Below are 15,005 nucleotides of genomic sequence, written 5' to 3'. Positions count from 1 at the left end.
GGGATTAACAATAAAATTAAGGTATTAAACCGTGTGGCATATGGCTACAAAAATTTCTATAACTATAAGTACCGTATTCTCATACACTTTAAGTATAAAGCCATTGATTCACAGAAGAAACAAGCACAAAATAAAACACACGCTCTGGTAGCTTAAATGCACCGAAAACGTGTGATATATAAATTTTAAATAATTGGTTAAAAATTCTCACCAACACGATTTGACAAAGAACCATAAAAACACCTTGCGCCTGGCTTTAATTACAGCCAGGCACAAGGTGTTTTGTTGATCTTTTTTACTACGCTTTTTCCCTACTTAATCTAGGCGGGTGTTTTCATTGACCCGCACCTATCAGTCCTTTAATATTCGGGGGTGCGTGTCTGGATGCGCATGTTAGTTCGTTTCACTGCGTAGGCTAAATTGATAGTGATAGCTTTGATTTGGATAAATCGTAAACTCTGGGTGCGTTTTCTGTCCCCAACTATCATCGCCACCAATACCCATTTGTACGTGATTAATGGTCATTACCGTTTGGTTTGACGAGCCTAGTTTATGGTGATGACTTGCTGCTTCTAGTTCTTGGTCTGTGTACGGTAAAACGGTTGCTTCAAATCGATCATCGGTCTGAACAATTAATTTCCGTGACTTCCCAAGTAACGTAAGCTGTTTGACATCAAGCTTATTCCCACACGCTTGCGGTTTCAAATACGGAACCATCTGATCTTTAACCGTACCGGTATAGTGACCAAACAATTGACTCGTGTAACGGTCAATATAAGACTCATTCGGTCCACGCCCTAACCAATCGATGGCATCAAGGTCTTGCTTGACTAAGAAAGTTAAGCCAATCGCTGGTATTTCAGGAAGTGAACGGTTCGGGTTAAAGTGATAATGAACGGTTAACACGCCTGCCCCAGTTAATTCAAAGCTGAAGCGTGATTGGCTCTCTTTTAGTGACGGATACCGATGACTAACACTAACGCGGACACGATCGGTTAATGTTTCTACTTGGATTGCCTCTAGCTGACGTGTTTTATTCGCATCACGGTAGACGGCACTCCGTTGATCCAACCCATTGCCGCGATCATTATCCGTCATTGCCCGCCAGAAGTTAGGGGCAACGGGTTCAGTTAAATAATCCCCTGACGCATCAGTGAATTGCGTGATTAGTCCTGTCTCTTTTGAAAGCACGACCGTCAGTTGATCTGAAACGAACCGTAAATCTGTTTCGTTTTCGACCTGCTTGATTTCACCTGACTCGACAACCTTTGTCTCAACATTTGCTGCGCTGACTGGCAACGCAAACTGATCGTAACTCACAACATGACCTTTACTCGCGTAACGTGTAGCTTCTGTTAACTTAAAGCCTACATTGAGGTGATATACACTGCCAGCTTTAGCTTGTGGCAAGGTATAGTCCAGGGTATGCGGTTTTGACTCACCCGGTGCAACCGCCACAACTGCTTCGCCGGATTCAATCACGTCACCGTTTTCTAAAAGGTCATAATAAAACGTCAATTGATTTAAATTGGTAAACAGATACCGGTTCGTCATGGTGATTTGACCTTTGGTTAAATCACCAGCACTAAAGCTTGCTGGTTGATACTGGCGTTTGACTTCATCAAGTTTCGGTGTCGGGCTTCCGTCACCGAAGACAATCCCGTTCCCGCTAAAGTTACTGTCGTGAGGAGATTCCCCAAAGTCGCCACCATAAGCAAGGAACTCGACACCGTCTGCGGTTTTATGTTGCAGGGATTGATCCTTAAAGTCCCAAATAAAACCACCTTGAAGGATCGGGTACTGATAGAACAAATCAATGTATTGATTAAAGTTGCCGAGTGAATTACCCATCGCATGTGAGAACTCACATAAAATGTATGGTTTTTTATCCACTTTTTCTTCTTTTGCATACGTTTCTAAACCATTCGGTGAAATATACATCGTGCTTTCAATGTCCGATGCCCGTTCGGACTCGCGGTAATGGAAGATGCCTTCATAATGCACCAAGCGACTTGGGTCCTTCATTTTAAAGAAATCGTGCATGTGTAAGAAATTATCGCCACCAAATGACTCATTCCCGAGCGAATAGATAATAATGGACGGGTGATTTTTATCGCGTTCAAACATGTTGTTACAGCGATCTAACACATTCTCTTTCCATTCAGGTCGGCTACCTGGCACCGTATCTTCCAATGTTTCTTGGCCGTAATACCAACTACCGTGTGTTTCTAAGTTCACTTCATCAATCACATACAAACCGTACACATCACATAAGTCATACCAATACGGGTTATTAGGATAATGCGACGTTCTCACGGCATTAATGTTTGCTTTTTTCATAATAAGTATATCGTTTAGCATTTGTTCTTTCGTGACGGCTCGGCCGACATTATAGTGAAACTCATGACGGTTAACGCCTTTAAAGACGATTCTTTCGCCGTTGATCTTCATTAACCCATCTTTAAGTTCAAAGGTACGGAACCCAACCTTCGTTGCTTCTGCTGTATAAATTTGACCAGTTTGATCTGCAAGACTGATCGAAACAGGATACAGATGCGGCGCTTCTGCTGACCATTTTTCAGGTTCAGTAACGGCTTGCGTTAACGTGACGGTTTGATACCCCTCACCCACTGTGACGGTTTCTTTGAGTGGTGCATCAAAAACTTTTTTCCCTGTTTCATCATAGAGGTTAACAAGAACATCCACCGTTTGTGCTTCATCCGTATAGTTTCTTACCGTGACGTCAACCGACAGCTCACCATCATGATACGCCTCATCTAACGCCGCCTTCACGAAGTAATTATCAATATGGACCAGCGGTAACCGGTAAAGGTACAGGTCTCTAAATATCCCACTTAATCGCCAAAAATCCTGATCCTCAAGCCAACTCGCATCGGACCAACGGTAAACTTCTAAAGCGAAGACATTCTCACCCTCTACAAGGTATGGCGTGAGATCAAATTCACTGGCAGTAAAGGTATCTTCACTGTAACCCACCAAGTCACCATTGACCCATAAGTAGAACGATGATTCCACCCCTTCTAACCGTAAATAGACCGGCTCAGCTAAAAATGCTTCTGGTAGGGTTATGGTTTTCCGGTATTGCCCCACTGGGTTGTAATTGGTTGGAGCAAAGGATGCCTTGATGTCTTCATGTTCGACCCATGGGTAGGTTGTGTTACTGTATTGTGGGTAATCATAGCCTTCAAGTTGCCAATGACTCGGTACCTTAATTGGTTTGAAGTCAGTTAAATCCGCATCAACCTTGAAAAAGTCAGTTAACTTTTCACTCGGGTTTTTCGACCAGTGAAAATCCCAGTCGCCACTAAGTGATAAATACCGTGGTGATGCGTCTTTTTCATTTGTTAAGGCCGCTTCTTCTGTGTCAAATGGCATGTGATCAGCCGTCGGTTGACGTCGATTCAGTTGAAAAATATCGGGATTGTTGTTCCATTCTGGATACCCATTTGCGGGTGCTTGATAGTTGTACTTCGGATAACGTTTCATCAATTGTCTTCCCCTTTCAATGCTTTAAAATGTAATAGATAGCCGCGGTAATCACCGGCATCACTACGGTCAATGTAACGATCAAGTTCAATCCCGTGGTGCATCAGTTGATCACCATAAAAGACTGCGTCGCTACCGACTAGTTGATACTGCGCTTTTGGCTGTAACGCTTTTAACTTTAGCTGTCTAAAGCCTGGATTAGCGATAGCACTCAATTGCACAAACGTGACTAACACTTCTGTTTCGTCTTGACTCTTAACCATCCAGGCTGCTCGCCTATGGTCATCAAATGGGCTCAGTAACCGCGTGAAAGTCCCGGTTTGAACCGTCTCCTGGATTTGTTTATAGGTTGTAATTTGTTGCTTTACAATGGCTTTTTCTGTCTCGGTTAATTGACTTGGGTCAAGTTCATAGCCCAACATGCCACTGAAACTAACTACTCCGCGTGTTTCAAGCGGGGTGATGCGATGGGTTTGGTGATTCGGTACCGCTGAGACATGTGCCCCCATCATCGATAAGGGGTACACCATTGAGGAGCCGTACTGAATATTGATCCGTTCAACTGCATCGGTGTTGTCACTCGTCCACGCTTGCGGAGCATAGTAAAGCATGCCCGGATCAAAACGCGCCCCACCACTGGCACATGATTCAAAGAGCACATCGGGAAAATCATTGGTTAAACGTTCATATAAACGGTAGACCCCTAAAATGTAACGGTGACGTACCGATTGTTGATCACCGGGATCAAGACGTCGTGAAGCCACTTCTGTCATGTAGCGGTTCATGTCCCACTTCACGTAGCTGACTTTCGCTTCACTAAGTCGCTGTTTAATGAGCTGATAAATATAATCGACCACATCCGGATTAGCAAAGTCTAACACATATTGGTAACGTCCGATTGTTTTATCACGGTCTGGTACTTGAATGACCCACTCGGGATGGGCGCGATACAAGTCCGAATCACGTGAGACCATCTCCGGTTCAATCCAAAGACCAAACATCAAACCAAGTTCGGTAATTTTATCTGATAGCGCACCTAAACCATGCGGTAATTTTTCTTGATCGACGTACCAATCACCGAGTGAGGATTGATCACTGTTTCGTTCTTTAAACCAACCGTCATCAAGCACAAATAAATCCACACCCAGTGCTTTCGCCTCGGTGGCCATCGCTAACAATTTTGTTTCGTCAAAGTCAAAATAAGTGGCTTCCCAGTTGTTGATTAAAACGGGACGCAACTTGTCACGCCAATGCCCACGTGCAAGGCGATTGCGGTACAAGTCATGATAGACCTGACTCATTTTGTTTAATCCCGCATCTGAATAGACCATGACCACTTCCGGTGAGACAAAGGTTTCACCCGGGCGCAACAAATAACTGAAATCAAACGGGTTAATCCCAAGCATCACACGCGTGGTTTGGTAATGGTCGACCTCACACTGTGCTAAAAAGTTACTGCTGTACACTAAACTAAACCCATACACCTCACCTTGATGTTCGGTTGCATCCGGGTCAAGCAAGGCAAAAAACGGATTATGTTGGGCTGATGACGTGCCGCGCGTTGAGCCAATCTTTTGGATGCCGGGATGGAGGGCTTGGCGTTTCACATGACGTTCCCGTGCCCATGAACCGTGGAGTTCCATCCAGTCCCATTGGTCATGATTGAAATCAAGCGATGCACTCATCAAGCGGTCAATTGCTAGTTGCTGATCACTTTGATTGGTTAAGGTCACGTGACGGGTGATGACCGGATAATCACTAAACACGGTATAGTTTAAGTCAAGCGACGTGTCTAAGTGCGCGTCGTACATGGTTACAGTTAAGGTTGTTGCCTCTTGATCACTTTCGACATACGTCGCTGGTAGTCCTGCCAGTGGGGCTTTTCCTTCTTTAATCTGATAGCCTTGATAGCGAAATGCCGTCACTCGACTCCCCGCTTCGTCTTTTAGCTGAATCGCTGGTTCACGGAAATCACTACGCCCAAAACTCGGGTACTCGCCCCGAATATAATCAAACGACAGTGGCGTTTCACTTGCTTCAAAACAGCTGTTATCTTTTATATCTGTGTAGAACAATTGATTGAAGTCATCCACGTGCGCCAATGCTTTCCCGTAATAGAGATGGGTAAGTTCTTGATTGGGTAACACTTTAAAAAGATAACTCACACCCCGACCGGAAAGGTGGAATGTGAGTGTTTCTTCATTTACATAAATCGGCATAAAATCATCCCTTCTTCATTGTTTCTTTTGTTCCTATCTTTACCTGTTTGTTAACCTTTAACTGAGCCCATCATACCGGCAACAAAGTGTTTCTGCATAAAGAAGAAAACAAGTGCCGTTGGCAAGGTCGCAATTGTAATGGCTGACATAATCATGCCATAATCAGGTGCATAACTTGAACCTAAGTTTGAGATGAGGAGTGGAATCGTTTGTTTGTCTGGTGACTGTAACACAACCAGTGGCCAGAGGAAGTTATTCCAGCTATTCATGAAGGCGATAATCGCCGCTGCCGCATAGGTTGTTTTCATCGTTGGTACATAAATTCTAAAGAAAATGCCGATTTCACTTAAACCATCAATCCGTCCTGCTTCAATTAAATCTTTCGGGAACATCTTCGTGTTCTGTTTAAAGAAGAAAATGAAGAACGCTGTGGTAATCGTTGGTAAGAAAGCAGCGGTTAACGTATCAATCCCTAGAAACGGTGCTGTTTGTGAAATCTTACCGAAGAGACGATACAACGGTACCATGATTGACGCAAATGGAATCATCATTGATAACAGTAAAATATTAAAAACAATGTCTTTGCCTTTTGAGCGATACATTTGGAACCCGTAACCCGCAAGTGACGCAATCAATAACGTTAAGAAGGTCGAAGCGATTGCGATAATTGCAGAGTTGGTTAAGGCGGTTACCATATCGACTTGATCAAATAGTTTAGATAAGTTTTCAAAAAGATGCGTACCTGGCAATTGACGGCCTTGGGTTACATCGACTGACTCATTGGTCATCGAAACAATCATCCAAAAGAATGGGTAAATTGAGATAAGTGTTGCAATCGATAAGAAGAGATAGGTTAATGGTCGTTTGAATTTTTTCATTCTTTATCACCTGCCACTTTGAATTGAATCACCGATAGAATAATAACTAAGATCACAATCACGTATGAAACGGTTGCGGCATAGCCAAAGTTCGGTGTGTATTTAAACGATAGATCATAAATGTATTGCGAGATTGAAATGGTGGAATTTCCTGGTCCACCGTTTGTAATGTTGACAACTTCATCGAAGATTTGTAACGTACCAATCGTTGACGTAATGGTGGTAAATAAAATAATTGGTTTTAGCATCGGTACGGTAATCTTTAAAAATTGTTGGAAGCTTGATGCTCCGTCAATCCGAGCTGCTTCATAAATTGATTTATCTATATTTTGAAGGGCGGACAAGTAGAAAATCATGTTGTAACCCGTCCAGCGCCATGTGATCGCGACAATAATAACTATCTTTGCCCAAAAACCATCAGAAAGAAAGGCAATGGGTACATCAATTAGATTGAGGTTTATTAATAATTGGTTAACAATTCCGTCACCACTAAACATGTATTTAAAGATAACTGAATAAGCAACCAATGAGGTTACAGCGGGTAAAAAGATCGCTGTTCTAAAAAACCCTCTAAATTTAAGTGTCTCATCATTGAGTAATACACTAAAAAACAAAGCAAGGACAATCATAATCGGTACTTGAACCATCAAGTACGTGGTTGTATTAATTAACGCTTGGATAAAAGTCGGATCATTGAATAACCGTGACCAGTTACCAAAGCCAACATATTCTAAATTAGCACCCATTCCCGATTGGAATGAAAGTAAAAGTGCATCAAACATTGGGTAGAAATAAAACATGCCAATCGCAATGACTGAAACAATGATAAATAGCCAGCCGATATTATTCTTTTTCATGAGCTGCTTCATGGTCGTAAACTCCTTTTTGATAAAATTATAGCCGTAAGGAGGGGGTCTTTATCTATTCCTTACGGCTATTGCTTTTTAAATTAACGTAATTGTGTTTCTGCTTGATCTTGCGCATTAGATAAAGCTTCATCTAATGAACGTCCATCAAGGTAGTGTTGCATTTCAACAACTAAGATATCATCAATTGCGTATGTGTGCATGCCGTAGTTGACTGGAGGAATTTCTTCTGTCCAGTTAGAGAAGTCTTGAATGATTGATTGCCCATCAAAGAACTCATCGCCTGCTTCAAATGCCTCACCTTGTGTACCTGGTGTATACGTACCAAGTGCACCAATTTCTTCTACTAATGTTGTGTAGAATTCTTCATTTGAACCGAAAGTATTCGCTAAGAATTCAGCTGCAGCTTCTTTACCATCTGTGTTGAGTACATACCATGAGCTACCACCTAAGTTTGAAGCGGTCGTGCCACCATCAACTTCTAAACGTGGTTGAGGAACAACTGCCCAGTTTCCAGCTTGTGATTCTTCTGCCTTAACTGATGGCGTAATCCAGTTACCGGTTGGAACACTTGCCACATCGCCACTGTTAAAGCCACCAACGAATTGGCTCCAGTCAGAGTGTAAACGAACAATGTCTGCTTCCATCATTGCTTTGTGTACTTCAAACGCTTCACGAAGGGCTGGGTTGCCTTCTAAGTTCGGTGTTGAACCGTCTTCTTCAAAATACCAGCTACCTGCTGATTGAAGCATCATTCTCACTAAACCAAAGTCATTTGGATCCATCGTGATCATGTTGTAACCCGTTGCTTCTTTAACATCTTTACCAATTTCAATGTATTCACTCCATGTAATATCGGTAACGTCTTCAACCGTGTAACCTGCTTCTTCTAAATAATCGGTTCGGACGTATAGACCCGTTACACCTGAATCAAATGGTAAACCGTAGTTCTCTCCGTCAAAGCTCGTTGCTTCAACTTTATAGCTAGCAAAGTCATCGGGATTGATGTAATCGGTTAACGGATAAAAAGCTTCCGGATACGATTGCAAGAAACTTTGTGCGCGGTAATCTTCAATAAGTACAATGTTTGGCATCCCTTGTGTTGTACCTGAAGAAAGACCTGTGTTTAAACGTTGAACAATATCATCTTGTGCATTTTCAATAATTTCTAAGTCAAGCTCTGTCTCGCCATCGTAAGCTTCTTCAGCAAGTTCAAGTGCACGAATGTTAAAGTTAGGATCCCAAGCCCAAGCCGTTACTTCTGTTGGCCCGTCTGACTCAGTGCCTTCGCCACCATTGTCGCCACTTGTGTCTTCATCTTCACTGCCGCCACATGCTGCGAGTGTGATAAGTAATAATAATGTTACCAATACCCCTAATACTTTCTTCATGTTAAACCCTCCTGTTTTTTATAAAGAATGTTTTGTAAGCGTTTTCTAACGCTGTAACTTTAGTATAACCGCTTACATAAAAGACCGTTAGCACGATTTTTAGAAAACAACTAGTAAAATCTTTATTTGTTCGCTTGCCGTATTTACGGTGTTTTTGTCATATCTTTAGAACTTGTCTATTCTTTGGTTTTGTGCAAGTCTTCACAGTTCGCTTATTTAGACCTAACATAAGGCTGTGGTGTAACACCCCGCGTAAGACGAGCCGGGTTTCTTTACAAACGAAGAGACAGGAATCGGTAAAACGATCCCTGCCTCAAGCGTTCCGTTTAATCGACAGGCGTCTTTATGTTCTGCCGATTTATTCTTCGGTTTCTTCTTCACGTATTGCTTTCACGAGCGGTAAAGTTACGGTTACTTTTGTGCCAGCACCTTTCTCACTCTCAACACTAACACCGTACGGGTCACCATATAATAGTTGAATCCGTTCATGGACATTACGCATGCCAATCCCACTAAACATCTGTCGTTTTTGTTTGACCACATAGGGGAAATGTTCTTTCGTAATGGTCATCCCATCACCATCATCGATCACTTCACAGATCAGTTGCTCATTTTCCTGATGAATCAGAATTTGAATAAAGCCTGTTTTCTTTTCATTAAACCCGTGGAAAAAGGCATTCTCAATAAATGGCTGCAAGACGAGTTTAGGTAAACGGTAGTCATAACAGTCGGGTGCAACAAAGTAATTCACCTTGATTCGGTCACCATAACGGGCTTGGTTAATCCGGACGTAATACTTCATATGTTCGAGTTCTTGTTTGACTGGCACGGTCTCACCTACGTCAGTTAAAGAACTTTGAAGTAAGGATATCAAGGCATGAATCGTATCAATTGCTCGTTCGCCCTCCCCTTTGGCAACCATAAACTTAACGGTAGCGAGGGTATTATAGAGGAAGTGCGGGTTGATTTGATGTTGCAAGGCACGCAGTTCAGCATCGCGTTGCCGCTTCTGTGAATCGACAACAACCTTAACATAGTGATCAAGCTCATCCAACGTATAATTAAAGGCACGGGCAATCTCTCTTGATTCATAACCGCCTTCTTCTTTTAAGCGTTTGGAGAAATTATGACGATTGAGCTTACTGATTTGACGTACCAACCGTGTTAAAGACCGAGTGATTCGACGCGTGATCAGCCATGACATGCCACTGGATAACCCGATTATCGCTAAAATGATCCAGAATAGTGTATCGGTATTAATTACATGATCACTAATCGCTTGTTGGTCAATCACGTTAACAAGGTACATGTTAAAGCCGGGAATATACTCAGCAATATAGATATAGTTGTTACGCTCAAAGGTAACCGAAGCATTACCCGTCTCACCGGAGAGCCCTTGGTTAATTTCTGCTAGTAACGCCGGTTGCGCTTCGCCGAGCCAGCGTTCATTACTAGAGGAAATCACTTGGCCTGATTGGTCCAAGAGTAACACACTGTTTTCAGCCGTCGTATAGCCTTGATAAAAACGTTTTAACTCTTGTTCGCGGATCGGGATATAAACAAAACCGTAAATGGCATCCCCTAACCGCTCCGTTAACGCTTTACCGGCGACGACTAAGGGCGCATTATTATCGCGATTTATGATTTTATAATGGATTTTATCCGGCTCAGCGCTTAATGTTTCCGTTATTTCTAAGTCAAGTAAAGCTTCATGGGTAATCGGCCAGTACGAATAGTTCATGTTGTAAAGCTGACTCCCTACACCGGCGACCATCAAATTGGCATTTTCCGGTTGAATATGTGAATAAATCCGTTCCACTTCAGTAGCAACATCAAAATAAGCACCAGCCATCAGTAACGAATCCATTTCTTCCATGCTTAACACCCGTTTAATCGTCCCGCTGTTTTCAACTTCTCTGACCGCAGTCACCACTGCTGTCGTGAAGTTTTCAAAGCGATGCTTCACTTCACTAGTGATCCGTGAATTCGTTAAGCTAAAGCTATCTAAAAAGTAAGTCGTTGATAACCTAATTGTTGAATAACTAATCGCCGCAGCAACTAAAATCACACTCACTAATGTAACCAAAAAAACCTTTAGAAAAAGACTGTTTCGTTCAATCCAACCTTGCAGCGTTTCCTTTAGCTCACTCATCATTGCACCTTCCGGTACTTACTTGGTGAGAAATCGGTTTGTTTTTTAAACACTTTACAGAAATAGCTATGGTCGCCGTAGCCAACCATGCTGCCAATGTCAGCAATTGATAAATCGCTATCTGTCAACAGTTGTTTTGCTTTATTGATGCGGACACTGGTTAAATAATCACTAAACCCTTGGTTATGATGGTTACTAAAATAGCTCGATAAATAGGACGGGTTAAAATGAAACGCATCCGCAAGTTCAGTCAACGTTAAACTTTGATCATAATGGGTATCAATATAGTTAAGCAACTGTGCCATGTTGTTCGATGGTTGTGGTTTTGTTTCATCGACAATGGCGCGCACTTCTCCAATAAACCGGTAAAAATGGTCAACGGCTGCATCAAACGTTGTTGCATGGTTAATCGCATTAAAGTACTGATATTTCTTGTGTTCTAACGTTTTCGTCTCTTTTTTTAGCGCCGTGAGGGCAATCGTTACATTAAACAAGGCATTGCCTAAAAAGTTTTTCAATTCATTCGCGTCATAGAGATAATCCGCTTGAATTTGTTCCAAATGGGTATCAAGGTAAGCGGTCGCTTCAGTTAATTTATTTTGTTTAAACAACAACAAGAAAATGTTCAAATCAAACATTGAGGCATATATTTTCCGCTCAGGTAAGCGGTCCTTGGTTAAGACCGTTTGATTCGATAAATAAAAATACGCTTGTCTTAGCAATTGGATATCTGCTTGAAAGCGGGTGTGTAATTGTTCAAGTGAGGTAAAGGCATCGCTGATTAAATAGCTCACATGAGCCATTTCCTTGGCACGCTGACTGATCGCTTTGATTGCTTCAGGCGTCGTATTTATCAAATACAAGGATTGTTGCTCATCGTCTTCGATTAAAATAACTTTCGTTGCATCATCAGACAGGGCAACGCCCTTTTCTTGATCTTTATTCGGGAAGTGCCGACGTTCTTCAACTAAAATAAATTGCGGATCGAGAAATTGGGCATCAAGTGTGCCGATGTCCTCATCGATTTGATAGTGATTAATCAGTTTTTTTAACGTTTGTTTTAAATCAATTGTCGCTTTATTGCTAGGCGTCTTCGTTTCTTTTTCAATCGAGTCTGTTACCCGGTGCAACGCTTCAAGTAAGGTAACAGCATCTAACTTCGGTTTTAAGATATAATCAACCACACCACTTTTAAAGGTGGCGCGTACATAATCAAAATCAGCAAAACTACTCAAAACAATAAATTCAATGGTCGGGTATTGCTCTTTTACGTGTTGAATAAACGCCATCCCGTTCATGACCGGCATCACGATATCCGTAATAATAATGTCTGGTTGTTCAGATGCAATCATCGCAAGGGCTTCCTTACCGTTTGACGCTTCACCGATAATTTGAAAGCCTTCCTCTTGCCAATTAATATAATGTAAGATCCCTTGACGAATCAATAATTCATCATCAACAATCATCACTTTATAATAATGGTTCCCCATTGTGTATCCCCCTTATAACCTAACTATTTCATGCCCTTAGTATAGCATGCGGGACGGTGCTTGCGTAAAGACTCTTTCAAAAACTGACTTTAACTTTCACAACTCAATACGCTTTCTTTTTATGCTGCGAAAGTTAGTGACAACAAAACCATTGCCATCATTTCCACGTGCTCGCACGTAAAAAGCACACACCCCGACGTCGCCGTCATTCGCATGTGCTTTTTACTTCGTTTAATTCAAGGGCCCAGCTTTCGCTTAATCTTTCCCCTTTATGCATGTGTATTGATGGTTTTACTTGATTTTGAGCGGAGCGAGCTGGTCATCAATTGCTTGCTTATCATTGCCACCATTTATTAAGACACTGGCAGTATACGCGCCTTCAATAAAGGCACAATCGACAATTTCTACCGACTTCTCGCTCATTTCACTAACCATTTCTAGCGTCATCTTGGCACTCCCTAAATCATAAAATGCATAGAGATAATCAGCTTCATTCTCTTCTACCGCTTGCATGATTTTATCAAAACTTGATCCAATCGCACCATCATCGGTACCACCAGCATAAGTGAGTGGTGTCTCTGTCGCACTTTCTTTAACTAACTTATACGCACCATAAGCGAGTTCTTCAACGTGTGAGACCAAGACCACACCAAAGCGTTTAGTCATTAACTTCAACCTCCTCGAGCAAGGCAATAAATAGGTAACTGCTTGACACAGCACCAGGGTCAAGATGACCTATTGAACGTTCATTTAAATACGAAGCCCGGCCTTTTTTCGCTTTTAGTGGCTTGGTTTGTGCTTTCGCTTCCTCGATAGCCTCGACGCTCAGGCGACCGTCTTGTAAAGCATCAACGACAGGGGCCCACATATCAACCATCGTCTTGTCCTCGACTTCTGCTTTGCCGCGCTTTTTAATCCCGTCGAGACCAGCAGCGATTACCCGGGCAATTGCCTCGTTATCAATCACCTTCGCCATCTCCAAAAAGGCTGACCCATATAAAGGACCGGAAGCGCCACCAACTTTACTAACCATTGCCATTGCCGCTTTTTTCATCACATCACTTGCTTTTTCGAGGCTTTCATCGGTGATTGCTGCTTCAACAGCCGTTACCCCACGACTCATGTTAGAACCATGATCGCCATCACCAATCGCTTGATCTAAATCGCTTAAATACTGTTTATTGTCGTGAATCTTGTTACTGAAATTCAGTAACCACGCCCGTGTTTGTTTAGCTGTTAGTGTCATTGATTATCGCTCCCCTATGTCCAACTTGGTGTATCGACGGTTTCTTCTAACGCATCGATTTCTTCATCTGTCTCAAAAGCAATCACGGTTAATGATACCCCGGCCATATCAAGTGAGGTCATATAGTTCCCCACTTTGGTGTAAGCAATCGTGAGCGCCTGATTGTCCAGTTCTTGTTTCACATCATTTAAAAAGATGTATTGTTCCATTAAAGGCGTTGCCCCTAAGCCATTAATTAAGACCCCATATTTTTGATCTTGATTAAAGCTAAAGGCTTCACTGAGTTTACTCACCAGTTCCTTAGCCATTTCCGCAGATGTTTTAATCGCTTCGCGTTTATAGCCCGGCTCACCATGAATACCGACACCATATTCCATCTCATCGTTACCAATTTCAAAGCCAGGCTTACCGACTTCTGGCACCGTCGCAGCTGTTAGCGCGACCCCAATTGTTTTAATCCGCTCGACTAACGCGTCACCGCGTGTTTTAAGCTCTTCAAGTGTTTTTCCCTGACGTGCATAAGCACCGAGAATTTTGTGCACAAGGACCGTCCCAGCAACACCACGTTTACCGGCGGTATAAGTGCTATCTTCGACCGCAATATCATCATCCACAAGCACCGATTCCACTTTGATGTCTTCCATCTCAGCCAGTTCTTTCGCCATATCAAAGTTCATCACATCGCCGGTGTAGTTCTTAACAATGAGTAACACACCGTGACCCGTATCACTTGCTTTAATCGCTTCTAAAATTTGATCCGGCGTGGGTGAGGTGAATACTTCACCACAGATTGCTGCGGCGAGCATCCCGTCGCCTACAAAACCGGCATGGGCAGGCTCGTGACCACTTCCTCCGCCACTAATTAGCGCGACGTGGTCTGTTTTTTTCTTTCTTAACACGACACGAAAATCGGTCAATTTCTCAACCTGGTTCGCATGCGCAAAACAAAAACCGTCAATCATTTCGTCAACCACTGTGCCACTGTCATTAATAATTTTCTTCAAATCGTCCACCCCTTATTGTTCTCGCTTGATTATTGACTATAAACGAATACGTAACGTCGGCTTGTGACGCTTAAAGCGAACGTTACGTATCATCTTTTAACCTTTATTTGCTCGTTTATTTATTTGCTTGTTTTTTTCAAATAAGCTTTGGCGTATACATCAACGGCACGAATCGCTTCAACGACATCCTCAGCTGTCACGTCAAATGGCATGTTTTCCATCGTTTCGCCCGCTTTTGTCGCCGACTTACCA

Annotated in this window: 11 protein-coding genes; 1 reads left to right on the top strand and 10 read right to left on the bottom strand. The window is 42.5% G+C overall.

Features of this window, described 5'->3' with window-relative positions:
- Positions 1–156 (top strand): transposase (locus DES38_RS09910; RefSeq protein ID WP_146206374.1); only part of this gene is annotated, 156 nt, incomplete at its 5' end.
- 237 nt (positions 157–393) lie between these two features.
- Here the strand turns inward: DES38_RS09910 and lacZ are convergent.
- The 10 genes from lacZ to dhaK all read right to left on the bottom strand — a co-directional run bounded on the left by lacZ (position 394) and on the right by dhaK (position 14,753).
- A complete protein-coding gene (gene lacZ / locus DES38_RS09905) occupies positions 394–3,507 on the bottom strand; it encodes a beta-galactosidase, LacZ type (protein ID WP_211305855.1) in 3,114 nt (1,037 codons plus the stop codon).
- Complete coding sequence (locus tag DES38_RS09900; protein ID WP_110251951.1) at positions 3,507–5,726, bottom strand: alpha-galactosidase; 2,220 nt, start codon at positions 5,724–5,726, stop codon at positions 3,507–3,509. The genes lacZ and DES38_RS09900 overlap by 1 nt, the downstream gene beginning before the upstream one ends.
- 50 nt (positions 5,727–5,776) lie before the next feature.
- On the bottom strand, positions 5,777–6,604 hold the full coding sequence (locus DES38_RS09895; RefSeq protein ID WP_110251950.1) for a carbohydrate ABC transporter permease: 828 nt from the start codon (positions 6,602–6,604) through the stop codon (positions 5,777–5,779).
- The gene (locus DES38_RS09890) at positions 6,601–7,473 is read right to left on the bottom strand and encodes a carbohydrate ABC transporter permease (protein WP_110251949.1); all 873 of its coding nucleotides are present in this window, start codon (positions 7,471–7,473) and stop codon (positions 6,601–6,603) included. The genes DES38_RS09895 and DES38_RS09890 overlap by 4 nt, the downstream gene beginning before the upstream one ends.
- 80 nt (positions 7,474–7,553) lie before the next feature.
- The gene (locus DES38_RS09885) at positions 7,554–8,861 is read right to left on the bottom strand and encodes an ABC transporter substrate-binding protein (protein WP_110251948.1); all 1,308 of its coding nucleotides are present in this window, start codon (positions 8,859–8,861) and stop codon (positions 7,554–7,556) included.
- A 358-nt stretch (positions 8,862–9,219) separates the two neighbouring features.
- Entirely contained in the window at positions 9,220–11,013 is a 1,794-nt protein-coding gene (locus DES38_RS09880; protein ID WP_110251947.1) for a sensor histidine kinase, read from the bottom strand.
- Entirely contained in the window at positions 11,013–12,503 is a 1,491-nt protein-coding gene (locus DES38_RS09875) for a response regulator transcription factor (RefSeq protein WP_110251946.1), read from the bottom strand. The genes DES38_RS09880 and DES38_RS09875 overlap by 1 nt, the downstream gene beginning before the upstream one ends.
- A 291-nt stretch (positions 12,504–12,794) precedes the next feature.
- On the bottom strand, positions 12,795–13,169 hold the full coding sequence (gene dhaM / locus DES38_RS09870; RefSeq protein WP_110251945.1) for a dihydroxyacetone kinase phosphoryl donor subunit DhaM: 375 nt from the start codon (positions 13,167–13,169) through the stop codon (positions 12,795–12,797).
- Positions 13,162–13,749, bottom strand: coding sequence for a dihydroxyacetone kinase subunit DhaL (gene dhaL, locus DES38_RS09865; protein ID WP_110251944.1), 588 nt, complete (start codon positions 13,747–13,749; stop codon positions 13,162–13,164). The genes dhaM and dhaL overlap by 8 nt, the downstream gene beginning before the upstream one ends.
- A gap of 14 nt (positions 13,750–13,763) precedes the next feature.
- The gene (gene dhaK, locus DES38_RS09860) at positions 13,764–14,753 is read right to left on the bottom strand and encodes a dihydroxyacetone kinase subunit DhaK (protein ID WP_110251943.1); all 990 of its coding nucleotides are present in this window, start codon (positions 14,751–14,753) and stop codon (positions 13,764–13,766) included.
- Between the last annotated feature and the right edge of the window lie 252 nt (positions 14,754–15,005).

It is taken from the genome of Streptohalobacillus salinus (assembly GCF_003201605.1).
Classification (GTDB): Bacteria; Bacillota; Bacilli; order Bacillales; family Amphibacillaceae; genus Streptohalobacillus; species Streptohalobacillus salinus.
The sequence above is the reverse complement of the archived record's forward strand: the minus strand, read 5'-3'. Positions and strand labels throughout refer to the sequence as shown.